Origin of the sequence: Pseudooceanicola sp. (assembly GCF_029213205.1) — a bacterium.
GTDB lineage: Bacteria > Pseudomonadota > Alphaproteobacteria > Rhodobacterales > Rhodobacteraceae > Pseudooceanicola.
The window spans coordinates 48,338-67,364 of sequence record NZ_JARGNH010000014.1 but is presented as its reverse complement, the minus strand read 5'-3'; the positions used below and the strand labels follow the sequence as shown (position 1 = coordinate 67,364).

Below are 19,027 nucleotides of genomic sequence, written 5' to 3'. Positions count from 1 at the left end.
GCGACGTGCGGGCGGTCAGAATCCTGCCCCTCCAAAGCCGCGGGGCGCGGGATCGATGACCACGACCTGGCGATTCTGGATCGTCGCGACGGCCAGACCACGCTGGTTGGTGCCATCAGGCAGCAGCCGGAAGATGCCGCCGGTGCCCTGGAACCCGGCCGCCTGGGTCAGATCGGCACCGCCGAGGCCACGCCCCTGCGCCACCAGCGCGCCAATCGCGGCAATCCCGTCATAGGCGAGCGAGCCGATCGGATGTGGCGGCGCGCCATAGGTCGATTGATAGCGCCCGTCGAATTGTGCCGCACGATTCGGATCGGTCAGTGCGAACCAGCCGCCCTGCACACCGGGCAGATCCAGCGTCTGCGCCGGGATGTCCCAGCGGGTCAGGCCGATATATTGCACCGTGCTGGGTGACACCCCCTGTTCGGGCAACATCTGGCTGAACAGCGGCAGGGCGCCGGCGGTATTGGCGGTCAGGAAAATCGCATCCGCGCCACCCGATTGCACGGCCGAGCGGACCTGCGGCACCGCATTGACGACGCCTTGTTGCGAAAATTCATGTGCCACGGTGCTGACGATGCTGCCACCGGCCCGGGCCACCCCGGTCTGAATCGCGGCGGCGCCGGTCTGGCCCGCGACATCGTTGGAATGGACCAGCACGATCCGGCCCTTGCCCTGGCGCACGGCGAAAGAGGCCAGCCGGTCAGCAGTGTTCTGGAAGGTGTTGCCCAACACAAAGACATTGCCCCCGGCAATCGAGGCATTGTTGGAGAAGGCCAGCACATTGATGCCGGAACGGGCGACGGCATGGCCGACGGCATTGGCATTGCCCGCATAGACCGGGCCGAGGATGATCTTGGCGCCGTCGGCGACCGCACGGTCCGCCACCGCCTGGGCCGTGGCGGCATTGCCGGCGGTGTCATAGACCCTGAGGTCGATCCGCACGCCGTTCAGATCGGCAATCGCCATACGTGCCGCGTTTTCCAGACTGGTCGACAGCACGGCATCGCCCGAGGCGCCCGAGCCTTTTGGCAGCAACAGCGCCACCGGCACCGGCTTGCTTGAATCGATCGCCGGGCCCGAGCCGAGCCCGCCACCCAGCGAGACCGGCTGACAGGCGATCAGGGCCAGGCCGGTCACGGCGGCCAGCACCATTTGAGCGGTCCGCTTGCTTGCGGCGTGGATAAGGGCGAACATAGCGTGCCTCCTGGCTGTGTGGGCGCCGAGAACCTGGAGGCCCCGCATGAGGCAGAAGCGCGGCGCTTTCAACTGCTGTCTAGCCCAGACTATATAGGGTTGAGAATGGGAATCCAGCCGTGAATCAGACTGCCGAACAACTTGCCCCCGGGCTCTACCTGGTGTCGGTGCCAATTGGCGCGGCACGGGATATCACCTTGCGGGCGCTTGATATTTTGGCAAATGCCGAAGTTTTGGCCGCCGAGGACACCCGGGCCATGCGGCGGTTGCTGGAAATCCATGGCATCGCCGTCGGCCAGCGTCCGCTGCTCGCCTATCACGATCACAACGGCGCCCGGATGCGGCCAAGGCTGCTGGCCGAACTCGCCGCCGGGCGCTCGGTCGCCTATGCGTCGGAGGCGGGGACACCGCTGGTCGCCGATCCCGGTTTTGCGCTGGCCCGCGATGCCCGCGATGCCGGTTACATGGTGACTGCGGCACCCGGGGCCACGGCGGCGATTGCGGCGCTGACCCTGTCCGGGCTGCCGTCAGACCGGTTCCTGTTCGCCGGATTCCTGCCCAACACCGCCAGCAAACGCAAAGCCGCGCTGCGCGATCTGGCAGCCGTCCCGGCGACGCTGATCCTCTATGAATCGCCAAAACGGGTGGCGGCGATGCTGGCCGATGCGGCCGAGGTCTGTGGCGCGACGCGCCCGGCGGCGCTGTGCCGGGAAATCACCAAACGCTTTGAAGAGGTGCGCCGGGGCAACCTGGCGGATCTGGCCGAGGGCTGCGCCGAAGATCCGCCGCGCGGTGAAATCGTGGTGCTGATCGGACAGGGCGATTCGGCAATCATTAATGATATTGATATAGACCGGGCGCTGTCAGAGGCGCTGGCCGGATCCTCGGTCAGAGATGCGGCGGATCAGGTCTCGGTGGCCTTGGGCCTGCCCCGGCGGGATGTCTATCAGCGGGCGCTCGCGCTGAACAAGTCCGTAAACGGGGCAGCTTCGGATTCGGCGGAATAACCGCCCGGGCAAGGCAAAAGGGAGGCGCAGATGCGTCATTGGCAGCAGGGGTTCTGGCCAGAGGGCCCGGCACAGGCTCAGCCGGTTGTGCCGTCGCAGCGCCAGCACCGGGGCCGTGCCGCTCATCTGGCCGGGGCCGCCGCCGAGGATCGGGTGGTCACCGATTACCTGCGCCGGGGCTATCATCTGGCCGCGCGGCGCTGGCGCGGTCAAGGCGGCGAAATCGATATCATCCTGCGCGGCAACGGGCAGGTGGTCTTTGTCGAGGTCAAGCAGGGTCCGGATTTCGATTCCGCCGCTGCCCGGCTGCAGCCACGCCAAATCGCCCGCATTTGTGGCGCCGCCGAGGAATTCGTCAGTGGTGAACCGGCGGGGGCGCTGACCGATATCCGCTTTGATCTGGCCCTGGTCGACCGGATCGGTGCGATCCAGATCCTTGAGAACGCCCTCGCGGGTTGAGCGGCATTGCACCCCCCCGGCATCTGCGCCATCAATGGCTGGCAATACGGCCGGTCCAGGGGGAGAATGCGATGAAGGTGGCCTTTCAGATGGACCCGATCGAACGGGTCAATATCAACGCGGACAGCAGCTTTCGGCTCGCCGAAGAGGCGCAGGCGCGCGGCCATGAGCTGTATTATTACCTGCCCGACCAATTGTCCTTTCGCGAGGGTCGGGTGGTGGCCGATGCGGCGCCGCTCACGGTGCGGCGCAAGCAGGGCGACCATTTCACTCTGGGTGAGCGGCGGGCGGTCGATCTGGCCGATCTCGACGTGGTCTGGCTGCGCCAGGATCCGCCGTTTGATATGCATTACATCACCATCACCCATCTGCTCGACCGGGTGCATCCCGACACGCTGGTGGTGAATGACCCGTTCTGGGTGCGCAATTTTCCGGAAAAGCTGCTGGTTCTGGACTTTCCCGATCTGACCCCGCCGACCACCATCGCCCGTGATCTGGCCACGATCCGCGCCTTTAAGGAAAAGCACGGCGATGTCATTCTGAAGCCGCTCTATGGCAACGGCGGCGCCGGGGTGTTCCGGCTGGACGCCAATGACCGCAACCTGTCGTCGCTGCATGAGCTGTTCACCGGCTTTTCCCGTGAACCGCTGATCGTGCAGAAATACCTGCCGGCGGTGACCAAGGGCGACAAGCGGGTGATCCTGGTCGATGGCGAACCGATCGGCGCGATCAACCGGGTGCCCGCCCAGGGCGAAACCCGGTCGAACATGCATGTCGGCGGGCGTCCGGAGCAGGTCGGGCTGACCGAGCGTGACCGCGAGATCTGTGCTGCCATCGGCCCGGTGCTGCGCGAAAAGGGTCAGGTGTTCGTCGGCATTGACGTGATTGGCGATTATCTGACCGAGATCAACGTGACCTCGCCCACCGGAATCCAGGAGCTTGAGCGCTTTGACGGCATCAACGCCGCCGCCGCGATCTGGGACGCGATCGAAGCCAAGCGGGGCTGAGCCGTGTCGCTGCGTCTGCGCCTGCTCGATTTCTGGCTGCGACGGGTCGAAAAACCGGCGCTGGCGCGGTTGTCACCACAGGCGGCGCGGGCGCGGTTTGCCGGTCAGGCCTGGATGTTTCGCGACCCGGCCCATGCCTGGTATCGTGACTCTCGTCTTGGTGGCGTGTCGGTGACCTGGGCCGAGGCGGGGGCCTTTGGTGCGCCGGTGATCCTCTGGCTGCATGGCGGCGCGTATCTGATGGGCGGTGCTGCCACCCACCGGGCGATGCTGGCACGGCTGGCGGCGATGAGCGGCACCCGCGCCTGCCTGCCGGAGTTTCGCCTCGCGCCCGAGCATCCGTTTCCCGCGGCATTGAGCGATGTGGAGGCGGTTTGGGACGGGTTGCGCCATTCCGGGCTGCGGGCCGATCAGATTGTCCTCGGCGGTGATTCCTCGGGGGGCGGGCTGGCCTTGGCGCTGCTGGCGCGGCTGCTGAAACGCGGCGAACGCCCCGCCGCCCTGCTGGCGATGTCGCCCTGGGCCGATCTGACCGCTTCTAGCGCTTCGCTGCGCGAGAATGCCCGGGCCGAAGCGCTGTTGCCGGTCGGCAGGCTGGAAGAGGCGCGGGATTGCTATCTGGCCGGGGCGGATCCGCGCGATCCCGGCGTCTCGCCATTGTTTGCCGATTTCCCGGATTGTCCGCCGGTCTGGCTGCATGTCGGCCAGACCGAGATCCTGCGCGACGATACCCTGCGGATGACCGAGCATCTGCGCGGGCAGGGGGCTGAGGTCAGCCTCGACCTCTGGGCCGATCTGCCGCATGTGGTGGCGATCTTTCAGGGCTGGCTGCCCGAGGCCGACGCGGTTCTGCGTGGCGCGGCCGGGTTCATCCGGGCACGGTTTCCTTGAGCGTGGTGAGGCGAAAGCCGATGGCTTCGGCAATGTGATCGCGCTGCACCGCCGCGGCACCGTCGAGATCGGCGATGGTACGCGCCACCCTGAGGATCCGGTGATAGCCCCGCGCCGACAGGCCAAAGCGTTCCGCGGCCTGGGTCAGCAGGGTCTTCCCCGGCGCGTCCGGGCTGGCAAAGCTTTCCAGATCCGCGCCGACCAGATCGGCGTTCAGCCGCTGGCCCGATGCGACGGAGAAGCGCGCCGCCTGCACCGCGCGGGCGGTGGCGATCCGGGCCGCGACCTGGGCCGAGCTTTCGCCCGAAGGGGCATGGCCGAGGTCGGAAAAGGCCACCGGCGGCACCTCGACCCGCAGATCGAACCGGTCCAGCAGCGGCCCCGAAATCCGACCGAGGTAATCGGATCCGCAGCCCGGCGCCCGGGCGCAGGCGCGGTTCGGATCCGGCAGATAGCCACAGCGGCAGGGGTTGGCGGCGGCAATCAGCAGGAACCGCGCCGGATAGCGGACATGGGCATTGGCGCGCGACACCACGACTTCGCCGGATTCAACCGGTTGGCGCAGGGTTTCGAGCACCGGGCGGGAAAATTCCGGCAATTCGTCCAGGAACAGAACCCCGTTATGCGCCAGCGAGATCTCGCCGGGTTTGGAGCCGCGCCCGCCGCCGACGATGGCCGCCATCGAGGCGGTGTGATGCGGCTCGCGAAACGGTCGGGCACGGGAAATGCCGCCGCGGGTCAACAGGCCGGACAGCGAATGGATCATTGAGGTTTCCAGCGCCTCTTCTGCGGTCAGCGGCGGCAGGATCGAGGGTAGCCGGGCGGCGAGCATCGATTTGCCGCTGCCCGGGGTGCCGACCAGAAACAGGTGGTGGCGTCCGGCGGCGGCGATTTCCAATGCCCGCTTGGCACGTTCCTGACCCTTGACGTCGCGCAGATCCAGCAGGCTCTTGTCCATCGCCACCTCGCCGGGTTCGGCGGGCTGGATCGGTGCCTGACCTGAAAAATGGCGCACCAGATCGCCGAGGCTGGCGGCACCGATGACCTCGGCCGCGCCGATCCAGGCGGCTTCAGCGCCCGAGGCGGCGGGGCAGATCAACCCGCGCTCCTGTTCGGCGGCGGCCATCGCGGCGGGCAGGGCGCCGAGCACCGGCACCAGCGAACCGTCCAGCGACAATTCGCCCAGTGCCAGATAGCGTTCGCTGACGTCGGCTGGGATAATCTCGATCGCGGTGAGCAGCGCCAGGGCGATCGGCAGGTCGAAATGGCTGCCCTCCTTGGGCAGATCGGCGGGCGACAGGTTCACCGTGATCCGCCGCGAGGGCAGGGCGATGCGCAGGGCGGTCAGGGCGGTGCGCACACGGTCGCGCGCCTCGCTCACCGCCTTGTCGGGCAGGCCGACGATGGAAAAGGCGGGCATGCCGGGGGTGACCGCGCATTGCACCTCGACCGGGCGTGGCTCAACCCCCTGAAAAGCAACCGTATAGGCGCGTGAAATCATGCTGACCCCCCATCGAATCAGCCTAGGGGGCACAGAGTTGACAAGAGGTTAACCGCATCGGAGGCACGGCCAGGCTGAGGCTTGACTCAGCCGGGCGATCTCGTGCCAGATCAACCGCAACGACGGCAACAACAGCGCAATCTGGAGCTGCCGCACATGGACCCGTTCCGCCCGGTTGATCGCAGCAAAGGTCAGGGTCGTGGTCGCGGCAAATGTCTGCTCGGGCGGCTTTTGCGACAGCACATAGGTCTGGAACAGCGGCGTGTCGGAATGCGAATTGAACGAGGTGAGGCCGGTGAGCATACCCCAGAACAGGCCGCGCGGCAGATCGGCAGGCTCCACGGTCTGTTTGAGCTCCGGTTCGGGGGGACGGTGTCGGGCGCTGGATGTCATGGGCGCCCGGGAACATCCATCGGTATCACCGCAAAAAATCAAAGGGGCGCCGCAGGCGCCCCTTTGTCGTCAGCTTATCCGTGTCGCCTCAGGAGGCGTCGGGAAAGAACACTTTGTCGTAATTGTCGGCAATTTCCTGCGCGGTATAGGCATGGGTCGGTTCCCAGCCATCGGAGCGCATGACCTTCAGCTCGGCCACGCCCTGACGGGCGACATGCATGAACTTGCCGGTCTGATCGCCGGAGAGGTCCGAACACATGTAGAGCATCGCCTGGGCGATGGTGTCGGGCTGGCCCGTCACCGGGAACTCCTCACCGCTTTCGGCCATTTCGCGATACCGCGGCAGATCCGAGGTCATCCGGGTCAACGCGCCGGGTGACATGCCCCAGACGCGGATCCCGTATTTGCGCCCTTCGATGGCTAGGTTGCGGGTCAGGCCAGCGATCCCGGCCTTGGCCGCGCCATAGTTGGTCTGGCCGAAGTTGCCCAGGAGACCCGAGGTCGAGGTGGTGTTGACCACGACGCCGCCACCATTGTCGCGCATCCATTTCCAGACCGGTTTGGTGCAGCAATAGGTGCCCTTGAGGTGCACCTTGAGCACCAGATCCCAGTTCTCTTCGGTGCCTTTGTGGAAGGTCTCGTCGCGCAGGATCCCGGCGTTGTTGATCAGGATGTCAACTTTGCCCCATTCGCCGATGGCCTGATCGAAAATCGCCTGGCCGCCTTCCATGCTGGAGACGTCATTGCCATTGGCGATGGCGGTGCCACCGGCTGCGGTGATTTCGTTCACCACCGCCTGTGCCGCGCCGATCGACGCGCCGGAGCCGTCGCGGGCGCCGCCCAGATCATTGACCAGAACCTTACAGCCCTCAGCTGCAAAGAGTTTCGCATATGCCGCGCCGAGGCCGTTGCCCGCCCCGGTGATGATGGCAACCTTGCCGTCAAGAAGTCCCATGTTTCCTCCGTTTAGATTGGTTTGAATTTGCTGTTGGGTGCTTAACCGAGTTCGGTCAGCCCGTGTTTCACCACGGTCACGCCGCGTGCCTTGACATGTGCCTCAAAGCTGATGGTGCCGCCGTCTTTCCACATGTCCACGGTGATTGTTTCGCCGGGATAGACCGGCGCGCGGAATTGTGCGGCATGGCGGCGAAAGGCGTTGGGATCCCAGTCGGCATAGGTCGACAGCACCGCCCGGCAGGTGATGCCATAGGTGCACATGCCGTGCAGGATCGGTTTGTCGAACCCGGCCTTGCGCCCGAATTCCGGGTCCGAATGCAGCGGGTTACGGTCACCGGACAGGCGGAAAATCAGCGCCTGATTGTCCCGCGTGGTGATATCCACGCTCATGTCCGGGGCCCGGTCCGGGGTGGGATGCGGTTCCGGCGCGCCATTGGTCGGGCCACCGAAATGGCCGTCGCCGCGGGCAAAGCTCATCCCGCGAATGGTGCAGACCGGATCGCCCGAGGCGTCGCGGACCACGGTTTCGCGCTGGATGATCGCGCCCTTGTCGCCTTTGTCCCAGGCGCCGATATAGCTGCTGTCGGCTGACACCTTGGCGGCAATCGGCAATGGCTTGTGGAACAGGATGTCACGGGCCGCATCGACCACCTTGACCCGGTTCAACGGAAGGGCCGGGGGGCGCGAGGAATAGCCAAAGGCGCTGGCGAAGGTCGGCACCACTTTCAGTTGCGGATCGCGGGCGGTCAGCCAGCCTTCGTTGACGAAAGCCAGCTCATCGTCACCCAGCGGATCCTCACCCATGCCGATGCCAAGCGCATAGAGCATGACCTCGCGGTCGGTATAAGAACAATCGTCACCTTTTGAGCTCATCTCAAGCAGGTCGGGATAGGGAACACCCATGTCGGTTTCTCCTCAATAGTCGTGCAGATTTGCCCAGCGTTCGCTCTGCTGGGACTGATTGCCAAAGGTCGCTTCCAGCACCCGCGAGCGCTTGATGTAGAACCCGGCGTCATATTGGTCGGTCATACCGATACCGCCGTGCAGCTGAATCATCTGCCGCGACATCTTGTTTGCCACGTCGCCGACAAAGCCCTTGGCCAGGATCGCCGCCTCTTCGGCGCCGTCGCCGCCCGCGTCGATCTCACGCACCGCATGTTCGATGACCGAACGCGCCAGTTGCAACTCCATGAACAGATCCGCCATCCGGTGCTGAAGCGCCTGGAACTGTGCCAGAATGGTGTTGAACTGCACCCGGGTTTTCAGATATTCCAAAGTGGTATCAAAGGCTTGTTGGCAAAGCCCCAGCATTTCGCAGGCGATGCCGACCCGTGCCACATCCAGCACTTTTTCCAGCGGGGCATGGGCGCCGCCGATTGTGCCGACAACCGCGTCCTTGCCGACCTTAACACCGTCGAACACCACCTTGGCGTGACCGCGAGAATCAAAGGTCTTGAGTTGTGTCCGGGTGATCCCGGCGCTGTTTGCGGGCACCAGGAACAGGGTCAGCCCATCGGTGTCGCCGGCGGCGCCAGAGGTTCGCGCCAGCACCAGGAACGCATCGGCGGCAATGCCTTCAATGACCTGCACCTTGGTGCCGGACAGGGTGAAGCCGTCGCCATCAGCTTGCGCTTGCATCGCGGTTTGGGCGGTGTTGTGGCGGGTGCCCTCATCAATTGCCAGGGTCACGATTGCCGAGCCATCGGCGATTTTCGTCAGCCAGTCGGCTTTCTGAGCATCATTGCCGATGCTCTTGATCGCGCTTGCCGCAACCAGCCCCGAGATGAACAGCGGCGAGGCGACCAGCGTCTTGCCCATTTCCTCAAGCACCAGACCCATGCCGGTCAGGCCAAAATCCGATCCGCCCTGCGCCTCGGGTACGACCATCCCGGCCCAGCCCATTTCGGCGATCTCTTTCCAGAGCGCGGGGTCGAACACCGCACCGCTGTCGCGGGTGGCGCGGAACGCTGAGACCGGTGCGCGTTTGCTCACCCATTCCTGCGCTCCGTCGCGCAGCATTTGTTGTTCTTCTGTCAATACAGCCATGGTCGCCCCTCCCTACTGGTGGTCCAGCATCCCGAGGATGCGTTTTGAAATAATGTTGGCCTGGATTTCGTAGGTGCCGCCGTAGATCGAGTTGGCCTTGTTCTGCAGCATCTGACGAGTCTGTTCTATTTCGACAGGCAGATAGTCGTCGCCCTCCCAGCCGATGCCACGATTGCCCATGATCTCCATCAGCAGCTCTTCGCGGGTCTGGATCGAGACCGAGCCCGCGTTTTTCATCACCGAGGTCGCCTCGGACGGCCCCTGTTTTGATTCCTCGACGACGCGCGCGACGGTCAGGCGCTGGGCGCGTTCCCACATCTGGTGGCGGGCGATCCGGGCGCGCAGGTCATAATCCGACAGTCGGCCCTGGTCGTCGGTGCCGATGTATTCCTTGGCCACCTCATGCACCGGGCGCAGTTCACCGACCGAAACCTTGCGGGCGCCGATGCCGTTCCGTTCGTGCTGCATCAGCCGCTTGGCGATGGTCCAGCCCTGCCGCAGGTCGCCGACCAGGTTGCCCTTTTCGACTTTCACATCGGTAAAGAACACCTCGGCAAAGGTCTGTTTGCCGGAAATCAGGGTGATCGGGCGGACTTCGACGCCGGGGCTGTGCATGTCGATCAGCAGGAACGAGATACCCTCGTGCTTGTGATCATTCGAGGTCCGCACCAGGCAGAAACACCAATCGGCATACATCGAACCGGAGGTCCAGATTTTCTGACCGTTGACCAGGTAATGGTCGCCCTTGTCCTCGGCCTTGGTTTTCAGCGAGGCGAGGTCAGACCCGGCGCCCGGCTCGGAATAACCCTGGCACCAGTTCACCGCGCCACGCACCACCAGCGGCAGGTGCTGGGCCCGCTGTTCGTCGGTGCCGAATTCCAGCAGCGTCGGTCCAAGCATGTTGACGCCCATGCCGACGATTGGGTTGAAGGCGCCGATGCGCTCGATCTCATCGTCCAGGATCATGGCCTCTTGGCGGCTCAGCCCGCCGGCGCCATATTCGGTCGGCCAGGTCGGGGTGCCCCAACCCTTGTCGCCCATCGCGGTTTTCCACGCGGCCCAATCCTCACCCTCGGGGTAGCGCGGTGCGATATCCATCAACACGTCGCGTTTGCCGGTCAGGCTTTTGGGGAAATTCTTGGCTAACCATTCCCGTGCTTCGGCACGGAAGGCAGCCAGTTGACTGTCCTGGGCGTTCATCGGTTTCGACCTTCCTTTTTCGGCGTTTCGCGACGGGCGGGCGGTGGCCCGGCCGGCGACAAATTGGTAAACCATTGCCGCGCTCCCAAGCCGTGCAGGGCGTCGCAATCCGACGGCCTGCTTTGGCAGCAACGTGGCATGGTCGATATTCAACCTGCCGGTCGGTCACTTGTAAAGTCGTCAATCCGGTTTGCCCGGTGAATGACAGATATCGGGATAAGCCTACCAGCAGGCGGCCAGAACCTCAGCCAGTCGGTCACGTTCGCGGCGGAACTCGCGGCGCGGGTCGGCGTTGAAATTCGACATCGCATTGTCGAGCATCGCAGTGACGCCGTCCGGCGAAATGCCAAGGGCGGTCAGGTCGGTGGCATGGCCAAGGGCGGCAAGGTCGCTGGTGAGGCGGTCGGCAATCACCTGCGGCAGGTCGGCGGCGGCGCGGCCCTCGATGCTCAGAGCTTCGGCCATGCCCGCCATCGCGGCGGGGTCGCGGGCGCCCATTTCGCGCAGGATCGACGGGGCGAGTGCCGAGGTTGCGGCGCCCTGTGCCAGATCGCCATGCTGATGAAACAGCGCCACCGAAAACGCATAGGTCAGCCGCGACACCCAGGTTTCCACCGGTCGGGCGCCGTCATCGACGGCTCGGTTCTGCAGCCAGGTGGCAACGCAGAGATCGCCGCGCAGTGCATCACCGTCATCACCGGCGGCCAGCGCCCGCTGCATCCCCTTGGTCAGGGTCCAGACCTGCGCGCGGTTCAGATCGGCCAGCACGTTGGCGGTGCTGGCGCCCATGTCGAGCAGGGCGCGCCAATAGGTCATCGCGACGGTGGCGCGCAGCATCGACTCGGGCGCGGTGGCCAGCGCATCGCGGTCCCAGAACAGCGCGGCGGGGCGGGTCTTGGGATCGAAATATTCCAGCCGACGGCCCAATTCCGGCGCCTTGACCGGCGATCCGCCCCGATCCTGGGCGGTGGTGCCGATGGTCAGCGCGTTGAAGATCGGCAGTTTCGGCGCCAGCAGCCGCGGGCTGATCGCCGGGCCGTCATCGGGATATTGCGTCGCCAGCGCCTCAGGGGTGCCGGTTTCGGCCAGCAGGATCGCGGTGACCCTTGCCCCCTGGATGACACTGCCGCCGCCCAACGCGATCAGCCCGTCGGCATCGACCTCACGCGCCAGCGCGGTGGCCGCCTGCACATCGGGCAGTGGCGTGTCCTTGCGCATCGCGCCAAAGACTGCGGCGATCCGGCCCTCTGCCGACGCCTGCATCCGGTCGACCAGATCCGTGCCCTCGGCCAGCGACCGCCCGGTAATCAGCAGTGCCCGGTTGATCCCGGCGCGGGCCAGTTCCGGCCCCAGCTGTTCAAGCGCGCCGTTGCCGCTGTGCAGGCGGAGGGGGCGGCTGACGGCACGGAAGTCATGGCTGATCTGGCGAGGCATGGCGGTCCTTTCTCGGGTTTCTTGCAGCATAGGCGGGTCAATCCGGATCAGCCATATCTTGTGGCGAGGCTGCAGAACCATGTTTTAGGCTTTGCCAATGTGCCGGATTGGCAGGCTCAATAGCTCGATCGCCCGGGGCGACGCCGATTTCGTGGATGCCCAGAAATTGAGAGGTGACCCGGCGAAAGGCGTCGAAATTTTCGCGAAAGCTTGACGGATCAAGACAACCCCGCGCAACATCCCTGAGGTCGGTGCCCAATGCGGCGCTCGTATCTCTAAGCGTTACAAATTCGATACAAGGGCCGGGTAGAGCCGGTCAGGTTACGACAGGAACGGAGGGAACCATGACCCGTCACACCCGAACGCTGCTGATTTCGGCCGCCGCCACCTGCCTTTTGGGCAGTGGCGCCTGGGCGAATTGCCCGGCCGTCACCCAGGCCGATATGGCCGGGGTCGCCGCAGGCAGCTATCCCCAGCAATATGATCTGGCCGATTTCGAAACCGCCGCCAATTGCAAGATGGAGTTTTCCAGCAATCCGGAGATGGCGGCGCTGAACGCTGAGATCCTCGGCAATCCGGCGCTTCCGGCCCTGGCCGATCGCCTGCCGGCAGAGCCGCTGGTGGTGGTGCCCTACGACTCGACGGGCAAATACGGCGGCACCTTCCATGCGCTGTCCAATGCCACCGAAGCCGGGACCTCGGATTTCCTGTCGGTGCGTCATGTGAATCTGGTGCGCTATTCCGACGATCTGCAAACCATTGTGCCGATGGTCGCCAAATCCTGGGACTGGAACGACGATTTCACCCAGCTGACTTTCAAGCTGCGCAAGGGCCACAAGTGGTCGGACGGCGCGCCGTTCACCTCGGCTGATGTGAAGTTCTGGTATGACAACCTGGCGCTCGATTCCAAGGTGATCGAAAAGCCGAAAGGCTATGTGCTGGTTGCCGACAAGCGGATGGAGGTTGAGACCCCGGACGCCGAAACCGTCGTCTTTAACCTGCCATCGCCCAAGCCCGGCCTGCTGGCCAGTTTCGCCACGATCTATGCCCAGGCGTTCCAGCCCAAGCATTTCCTCGGGCAATATCACCCGGATCTGAACCCCGATGCCGATGCGCTGGCGCAGAAATGCGGCTTTGACACCGGCCTCTCGGTGATTTCGGCCTATTACGGCAATTCGGACTGGACCGACACGCCGACGCCGATGCTGAACAATGCCGACAAGGTCGCCTGCCTCGGCAAAGGCACCTATCCGACGCTTGAATCCCACATCTATGTGCAGGAAACGACCGAAGGCCGCAAACTGGTCGCCAACCCCTATTTCTTCATGGTCGACACCATTGGCCAGCAGCTGCCCTATATCAGCCGCCAGGACGAACTTTATGCCAATGACAACGAGGTGCGCCTGCTGAAACTGGTGAATGCCGAGGTCGACTACAAATCGCAGTCGCTGACCCTGGCCGCCGCACCGCTGCTGCTCGACAATATGGAAAAGGGCGATTTCACCGTCCAATTGGCGCCGACCATCGCGATGCCGACCTTTTCGTTCAACGTGACCAGCGAGGATATGGCCAAGCGCGCGCTGTTCGGCAATCTCGACTTCCGCAAAGCGATGTCGCTGGCGATCAACCGGGACGAGCTGAACGAAACCTCGTTCTTTGGTCAGGGCGTGCCAAAGCAATTCGTCGCCTTCTCGCCAACCCCGAGCTTTGTCGATTCCGCGCTTGAAAAACTCTATGCCGCTTACGACCCCGACGCCGCCAAGGCGCTGCTGGATGGTATCGGCATGATCGACAAGGATGGCGACGGTTTCCGCGAATTGTCCAATGGCAGCAAGATGGTGCTGAACATCCAGTTCGCCACCCAGGGCATTGGCAGCGAAGTTGTCGAACTGGTTGCGCAATACTGGTCCGACGTCGGCGTGCAGACGACGGTGAAAGAGGTGACGCCGGATGAATATCGCTCGGCGCAATCCTCCAACCAGCTGGATGTCGGGGCCTGGGAAAAAGGCCAGCCGACAGCGATCGTGATGGGCAACAAGGAATTGTTCGTGCCACCGTTCGAGAACTACTTTGCTCACCGGACCGGGATGCTCTGGGCCGAATGGGTGGACAGCAAAGGCGCCAATGGCGTCGAGCCGCCGGCTTGGGTGAAAACGATGATGGCCGATGCGGATGCGTTCCAGGGGGCCAACCCCGGATCGCCCGAACAGGCCGCAGCGGGGGCTCGTCTGGCAAAAGCCACCGCCGAAAACCTGCTGTTCATCGGCACCGTGCAGGCGCCCAACGTGATCTATCACCGCAACGCGCTGAAGAACTTCCCCGAGTTCAAGACCCAATCCTACGAATATTACCGCACGCTGCCCTATATGCCGGCGCAATGGTATTTGTCGGAATAGTCCTCGGGCCTGACAATACCGGGCCCCTCAGGGCCGGATGAACCGACGGACCGGGCGGCGCTGAGCCATCGCCCGGTTCCCAACAAGGCCGAAGATCCGGCCAAGGGGACGACAGGGAACTGATGCTGCACTTCGCGAGATTCGCCGTGATCCGCGCCGCGATGGCGCTGTTCACCCTGCTGCTGGTATCGCTGATTGTCTTTACCTTGATGGAGCTGGTGCCGGGCACCTGCGCGGAACGCTATCTCGCCTTCAAGAACACCCAAGGTTCGGGCATTTCCATCGCTGATATCGAGGCCGAGGAACGGCGCCTGGGCCTGGACCGGCCGTTCCTGATCCGCTGGGGCAGCTGGGTCGGCAATGTCTTTGTGCATGGCGATTTCGGCGACAGCTGCATCCTGCGGCTGAACATCAACGATCTGTTGGGCGACAAATTCGCGATTTCGGCGGCGATCTGTTTCGCAGCGCTGTTATTCGCCTATCTCATAGCAATCCCGGTGGGGATCATAGCGGCCTCGTCGAAATCCGTCTTGCTGAACGGATCGCTGCGCTTTGTCAGCTACCTGGGGCTGGCGATGCCAAATTTCCTGCTGGCGCTGATGATCATGTTGGTCTCAACGGTGCTCTGGGGCGACAGCCTGACCGGGCTGTTTTCGCCCGAATACCGCGACGCACCCTGGTCGGTGGCCAAATTCCTGGATTTCCTCAGCCGGGCCTGGCTCCCGGTGTTCATCCTCGGCTGGTCGGCCACTGCCTTTGCGCTGCAAACGGTGCGGGCCTTGATGCTGGATGAGAACGGCAAGCTCTATGTCACCGCAGCACGGGCGCGCGGGCTTTATGGCCGCCGCTTGCTCTGGCGCTATCCGGCAAGGCATGCGCTGGGGCCGATCATCAATTCGCTGGGCTTTGACCTCAACCGGATCTTCAACGAATTGCCGATTGTCGCGGTGATCCTGACCCTGACCGAAGCCGGTGCGCTGCTGCTGGAAAGCCTGGCGCGGTCGAATGATCAGCAATTGGCGGGGGCGATCATCTTCATGCTGACCGCGACCATCGTGAGCCTGAATTTTCTCACCGATCTGGCGTTGGCGCTGATCGATCCGAGAGTGCGCAAATCGGTGATGGGGAGATGAGCATGTCAGACCTGCCGCAGGTTCGCACCGGGCAGGGGGGCTGTCCGCCCCCCGCCGCGACGCTGTCGCGACTCCCCCCGAGGATATTTTCGACCAGAGGAAGCGGGGGGGCGACTGCCGGGTCGTCGCTGTGCCGATGAGCCCGGCCGAGATCAAGACACCGCCGCTTGCGGGCGCCGAGGATGACGCCAGCCAGCGGGCGCGCGAGGCCTATTTCACCGCCTCGCAATATCAGCTGATCTGGGCCCGGTTTCGCCGCAACACCAGCGCGATGATCGCCGGGATCATCCTGATCGGGCTGATCCTGACCGGGATATTCGCGCCGTTCCTGTCGCCGCATGATCCCACGATCAAGGGCCGCGACAAGGATTACACCAATGGTGCGCCGCAACTGCCGAAGTTTTGCGACGACAACGGATGTTCCTGGCGGCCGTTTATCTATGGGGTCAAACGCGAGCGGTCGATCAAGACCAATTTCCGCTGGGTGACCACCATCGACACCGAGGATCGGCGTTATGTCCAGATGTTCGTGCGCGACTGGGATTATTCGATCGGGCCGGTCAAATCCAACCTGCATCTGTTTGGCGTCGACAAGGGCTTTGTCCATCTGTTCGGCACAGATGACACCGGCAAGGACATCTTTTCGCGCACCCTGCATGCGATCTATACCTCGCTGGCGGTTGGCGCGCTGGGGGTGATGATCTCCTTTGTCATGGCGCTGATGATCGGTGGCATCGCCGGGTATTTCGGCGGCTGGATCGACGGGGTGATCCAGATGGTGACCGACGCGATCCGAACCATTCCGATCATTCCGCTGTTCATGGCCATTGCCGCGTTCATTCCACAGGAATGGTCCTCCGAGATGCGGTTCTTCTTTATCTCGATCATCATCGGATTCATCAATTGGCCGACCCTGGCGCGGCGGGTGCGCACCCATCTGCTGGTCGAGCGCAATCAGGAATATGTGCTGGCAGCACAGTTGCAGGGGGCGGGCGCCGGACATATCATCCGCCGCCATCTGCTGCCCAGTTTCACCAGCTATATCATCGTCGACCTGGTGATCTCGTTTCCCTATATCGTGCTCAGCGAAACGGCTCTGTCGTTCATCGGCCTGGGGCTGAAGGACCCGGTGAATTCGCTGGGGGTGATGTTGCAGAACACGACCAGCGCCGACGTGCTGCTGAACTACCAATGGTATTTCATCCCGGTGCTGTTCTTCATCGCCCTGGTGATGGCCTTTGTCTATGTCGGCGACGGGTTGCGCGACGCCGCCGACCCTTATGCGGGGGTCAAGAAATGAGCCTGATGTCAGTCCGGGATCTGTCGATCCGTTTCCGCACCGACGAGGGCCTGGTCACGGCCGTCGAGGACCTGTCCTTTGACATCGCCCCAGGCGAAGTTTTGGGCCTGGTCGGGGAAAGCGGCTCGGGCAAGTCGGTGACCGCCAAGGCACTGATGCGTCTGAACGCCGACAACGCCGTCTATGGCCCGGCCAGCCAAATCCGGCTGACCACCGAGGCCGGGGTGACCGATGTGCTGGCGCTGAAGCGCGAGCGTGACATGGAACAGGTGCGCGGTGGCGCGGTCTCGATGATCTTTCAGGAACCGATGGCCAGTTTCGCCCCGGCGATCACGGTTGGCGAACAGATGGTCGAACAGCTGCTGATCCACACCCGGATGAGCAAAGCGCAGGCCAAGGCGCATGCCATCGACATGCTGGACCGGGTCGGCATTCCGGCGCCGGACAAGCGCTTTGACCAGTTCGCCTTTGAGTTCTCCGGCGGCATGCGGCAGCGGGCGATGATCGCCATGGCGCTGTCGACCTCGCCGAATTTGCTGATTGCCGATGAACCGACCACGGCGCTGGATGTGACGATCCAGGCGCAGGTGATCGACCTGATGAAGGATCTGGTGGCCGAGTTTGGCATGGGCATCCTGTTCATCACCCATGACCTCGGGGTGATCGCGCAGACCGCCGACCGGGTGGCGGTGATGTATCTCGGCCGGATCGTGGAAACCGGCAGCGTCCGCCAGGTGATCCGGGATCCGCGCCATCTCTACACCCGTGGCCTGATCGAGGCGCTGCCCAAGCTCGACGATCTCGACGCCGCTCTGACGCCGATCCCGGGCGATATTCCCTCGCCGCTGAACCGGCCGTCAGGCTGCGTGTTTCACACCCGCTGCGGCATCGCCCGCGCCGGTCATTGCGACCGCGAGGTGCCGCCGAGCCGCGACTTCGGCGAGGGTCACGCGGTGGCCTGCCATTACGCCGAAGCCCCGGCTGCAACCCGGCGCGAAGGGGCGGGCGCATGAGCCAGGATCCCCTGATCGCCGCCCGCGACCTCACCGTCAGCTACCCGCTGGGCCGCGGCCTGCTGGGCAGTCGGTCAAAGCTGAACGCGGTTGACGGCGTGTCGATCTCGATCCAGCGCGGCCAGTTCTTCGGCCTGGTCGGCGAAAGCGGCTCGGGCAAGACCACGCTGGGGCGGGCCTTGCTCAAGGCGGCGCCGATCAGTGCCGGCACGATCGCCTATCGCGATGGTGAGCGCAGCTTTGATCTGACCAGCCTCAAGGGCGCGGATCTGAAAGACTACCGCAAGCGCGCCCAGCTGATCTTTCAGGACCCTTACGCCGCGCTGAGCCCGCGGATGACAGTGCGCGACATCATCGCCGAGCCGCTCGAGGTGATGAGCCTGACGAAAAGCCGCGCTGAAACCGATGAGCGGGTGCGCGAGATTGCGGCGAAATGCCGCCTCAACCTCGAACATCTGCGCCGCTTCCCACATGCCTTTTCCGGCGGTCAGCGGCAGCGGATCTCGATCGCCCGGGCGCTGGTCTCGGGCCCGCGCTTCGTGGTCGCCGATGAAAGCGTCGCGGCGCTCGATGTCTCGATCCAGGCCGATGTGCTGAACCTGCTGAAACAGATCCAGGCCGATATGGGCATCGGCTTTCTGTTCATCAGCCACGACCTCTCGGTGGTCGCCCATGTCTGCGACGCGGTGGCGGTGATGTATCTCGGCCAGATCGTCGAGGTCGCCCCGACCCGCAGCCTCTTTGCCCGACCGCGCCACCCCTATACCTCGGCGCTGTTCTCGGCGATCCCGGCGCTGGACCCGGACGCGCCGAAAACCGCGGAAAAGCTTGAGGGCGAAATTCCGTCGCCGGCCAACCCGCCTGCAGGATGCAAATTCCACACCCGCTGCCGCTTTGCCCAGGACGCCTGCAAGACCAGCGTTCCAGCCCTGCGCGAGGTGGCGCCGGGGCATCGCGCCGCCTGCCATTTCGCCGCTGATTTCGACTTCTCCCGTCCCGCCGCCAGTGCCCGGTCGCCCAGATGATCAACCCAACCCAGCCGCCCGCTTCATCTTGCCAAAAATATTCCACGGGGGTCCGGGGGTGTGAAACC

At 64.1% G+C, this 19,027-nt stretch carries 18 protein-coding genes; 9 read left to right on the top strand and 9 right to left on the bottom strand.

Going from position 1 to position 19,027, the window contains the following annotated elements; genetic code table 11:
• Positions 1-15: 15 nt before the first annotated feature.
• Positions 16-1,197: a penicillin-binding protein activator gene (locus P1U48_RS11870; protein ID WP_301069212.1), complete on the bottom strand. Its 1,182-nt coding sequence runs from the start codon at positions 1,195-1,197 to the stop codon at positions 16-18.
• A gap of 119 nt (positions 1,198-1,316) precedes the next feature.
• Here P1U48_RS11870 and rsmI point away from each other — a divergent pair, with 119 nt between their 5' ends.
• From rsmI to P1U48_RS11850, 4 genes are all read left to right on the top strand, one after another.
• Positions 1,317-2,204 (top strand): 16S rRNA (cytidine(1402)-2'-O)-methyltransferase, encoded by an 888-nt coding sequence (gene rsmI / locus P1U48_RS11865; protein ID WP_301069211.1) that lies wholly within the window; start codon positions 1,317-1,319, stop codon positions 2,202-2,204.
• A gap of 30 nt (positions 2,205-2,234) precedes the next feature.
• On the top strand, positions 2,235-2,663 hold the full coding sequence (locus tag P1U48_RS11860) for a YraN family protein (RefSeq protein WP_301069210.1): 429 nt from the start codon (positions 2,235-2,237) through the stop codon (positions 2,661-2,663).
• 71 nt (positions 2,664-2,734) lie between these two features.
• Positions 2,735-3,670, top strand: coding sequence for a glutathione synthase (gene gshB / locus P1U48_RS11855; protein ID WP_301069209.1), 936 nt, complete (start codon positions 2,735-2,737; stop codon positions 3,668-3,670).
• 3 nt (positions 3,671-3,673) lie between these two features.
• Positions 3,674-4,561, top strand: coding sequence for an alpha/beta hydrolase fold domain-containing protein (locus tag P1U48_RS11850; RefSeq protein ID WP_301069208.1), 888 nt, complete (start codon positions 3,674-3,676; stop codon positions 4,559-4,561).
• Here P1U48_RS11850 and P1U48_RS11845 read toward each other — a convergent pair.
• The 8 genes from P1U48_RS11845 to P1U48_RS11810 all read right to left on the bottom strand — a co-directional run bounded on the left by P1U48_RS11845 (position 4,539) and on the right by P1U48_RS11810 (position 12,351).
• Positions 4,539-6,062, bottom strand: a complete 1,524-nt coding sequence (locus P1U48_RS11845) for a YifB family Mg chelatase-like AAA ATPase (protein ID WP_301069207.1) — start codon at positions 6,060-6,062, stop codon at positions 4,539-4,541. The genes P1U48_RS11850 and P1U48_RS11845 overlap by 23 nt on opposite strands.
• Before the next feature lie 48 nt (positions 6,063-6,110).
• Entirely contained in the window at positions 6,111-6,455 is a 345-nt protein-coding gene (locus tag P1U48_RS11840; protein WP_301069206.1) for a hypothetical protein, read from the bottom strand.
• Between the two features lie 88 nt (positions 6,456-6,543).
• A complete protein-coding gene (locus P1U48_RS11835) occupies positions 6,544-7,410 on the bottom strand; it encodes an SDR family NAD(P)-dependent oxidoreductase (RefSeq protein ID WP_301069205.1) in 867 nt (288 codons plus the stop codon).
• 41 nt (positions 7,411-7,451) lie between these two features.
• On the bottom strand, positions 7,452-8,315 hold the full coding sequence (locus tag P1U48_RS11830) for a MaoC/PaaZ C-terminal domain-containing protein (RefSeq protein ID WP_301069204.1): 864 nt from the start codon (positions 8,313-8,315) through the stop codon (positions 7,452-7,454).
• Between the two features lie 12 nt (positions 8,316-8,327).
• Positions 8,328-9,458 (bottom strand): acyl-CoA dehydrogenase family protein, encoded by a 1,131-nt coding sequence (locus P1U48_RS11825; RefSeq protein WP_301069203.1) that lies wholly within the window; start codon positions 9,456-9,458, stop codon positions 8,328-8,330.
• Between the two features lie 12 nt (positions 9,459-9,470).
• Positions 9,471-10,733 (bottom strand): acyl-CoA dehydrogenase family protein, encoded by a 1,263-nt coding sequence (locus P1U48_RS11820; protein ID WP_301069202.1) that lies wholly within the window; start codon positions 10,731-10,733, stop codon positions 9,471-9,473.
• Positions 10,734-10,880: 147 nt separating this feature from the next.
• Positions 10,881-12,092 carry an iron-containing alcohol dehydrogenase gene (locus P1U48_RS11815; RefSeq protein ID WP_301069201.1) on the bottom strand — a complete coding sequence of 404 codons (1,212 nt, stop codon included), beginning with the start codon at positions 12,090-12,092 and terminating at the stop codon, positions 10,881-10,883.
• A 37-nt stretch (positions 12,093-12,129) separates the two neighbouring features.
• Entirely contained in the window at positions 12,130-12,351 is a 222-nt protein-coding gene (locus P1U48_RS11810) for a hypothetical protein (protein WP_301069200.1), read from the bottom strand.
• Positions 12,352-12,436: 85 nt separating this feature from the next.
• On the opposite strand from P1U48_RS11810, the gene P1U48_RS11805 reads away from it, so the two are divergent.
• From P1U48_RS11805 to P1U48_RS11785, 5 genes are all read left to right on the top strand, one after another.
• Positions 12,437-14,488 carry an ABC transporter substrate-binding protein gene (locus P1U48_RS11805; RefSeq protein WP_301069199.1) on the top strand — a complete coding sequence of 684 codons (2,052 nt, stop codon included), beginning with the start codon at positions 12,437-12,439 and terminating at the stop codon, positions 14,486-14,488.
• A gap of 122 nt (positions 14,489-14,610) precedes the next feature.
• Positions 14,611-15,621 carry an ABC transporter permease gene (locus tag P1U48_RS11800; protein ID WP_301069198.1) on the top strand — a complete coding sequence of 337 codons (1,011 nt, stop codon included), beginning with the start codon at positions 14,611-14,613 and terminating at the stop codon, positions 15,619-15,621.
• Between the two features lie 136 nt (positions 15,622-15,757).
• Positions 15,758-16,921 (top strand): ABC transporter permease, encoded by a 1,164-nt coding sequence (locus tag P1U48_RS11795; RefSeq protein WP_301069229.1) that lies wholly within the window; start codon positions 15,758-15,760, stop codon positions 16,919-16,921.
• On the top strand, positions 16,918-17,934 hold the full coding sequence (locus tag P1U48_RS11790; protein ID WP_301069197.1) for an ABC transporter ATP-binding protein: 1,017 nt from the start codon (positions 16,918-16,920) through the stop codon (positions 17,932-17,934). Before P1U48_RS11795 ends, P1U48_RS11790 begins: the two co-directional genes overlap by 4 nt.
• Complete coding sequence (locus P1U48_RS11785) at positions 17,931-18,959, top strand: oligopeptide/dipeptide ABC transporter ATP-binding protein (RefSeq protein ID WP_301069196.1); 1,029 nt, start codon at positions 17,931-17,933, stop codon at positions 18,957-18,959. The genes P1U48_RS11790 and P1U48_RS11785 overlap by 4 nt, the downstream gene beginning before the upstream one ends.
• Positions 18,960-19,027 lie beyond the last annotated feature (68 nt).

Coding starts and splice junctions, on each gene's coding strand:
- P1U48_RS11820 (WP_301069202.1), bottom strand. CDS start 10,733: ATGGTTTACCAATTTGTCGCCGGCCGGGCCACCGCCCGCCCGTCGCGA.
- gshB (WP_301069209.1), top strand. CDS start 2,735: ATGAAGGTGGCCTTTCAGATGGACCCGATCGAACGGGTCAATATCAAC.
- P1U48_RS11785 (WP_301069196.1), top strand. CDS start 17,931: ATGAGCCAGGATCCCCTGATCGCCGCCCGCGACCTCACCGTCAGCTAC.
- P1U48_RS11835 (WP_301069205.1), bottom strand. CDS start 7,410: ATGGGACTTCTTGACGGCAAGGTTGCCATCATCACCGGGGCGGGCAAC.
- P1U48_RS11795 (WP_301069229.1), top strand. CDS start 15,758: ATGAGCCCGGCCGAGATCAAGACACCGCCGCTTGCGGGCGCCGAGGAT.
- P1U48_RS11860 (WP_301069210.1), top strand. CDS start 2,235: ATGCGTCATTGGCAGCAGGGGTTCTGGCCAGAGGGCCCGGCACAGGCT.
- P1U48_RS11805 (WP_301069199.1), top strand. CDS start 12,437: ATGACCCGTCACACCCGAACGCTGCTGATTTCGGCCGCCGCCACCTGC.
- P1U48_RS11830 (WP_301069204.1), bottom strand. CDS start 8,315: ATGGGTGTTCCCTATCCCGACCTGCTTGAGATGAGCTCAAAAGGTGAC.
- P1U48_RS11845 (WP_301069207.1), bottom strand. CDS start 6,062: ATGATTTCACGCGCCTATACGGTTGCTTTTCAGGGGGTTGAGCCACGC.
- P1U48_RS11815 (WP_301069201.1), bottom strand. CDS start 12,092: ATGCCTCGCCAGATCAGCCATGACTTCCGTGCCGTCAGCCGCCCCCTC.
- P1U48_RS11825 (WP_301069203.1), bottom strand. CDS start 9,458: ATGGCTGTATTGACAGAAGAACAACAAATGCTGCGCGACGGAGCGCAG.
- P1U48_RS11840 (WP_301069206.1), bottom strand. CDS start 6,455: ATGACATCCAGCGCCCGACACCGTCCCCCCGAACCGGAGCTCAAACAG.
- P1U48_RS11790 (WP_301069197.1), top strand. CDS start 16,918: ATGAGCCTGATGTCAGTCCGGGATCTGTCGATCCGTTTCCGCACCGAC.
- P1U48_RS11870 (WP_301069212.1), bottom strand. CDS start 1,197: ATGTTCGCCCTTATCCACGCCGCAAGCAAGCGGACCGCTCAAATGGTG.
- P1U48_RS11800 (WP_301069198.1), top strand. CDS start 14,611: ATGCTGCACTTCGCGAGATTCGCCGTGATCCGCGCCGCGATGGCGCTG.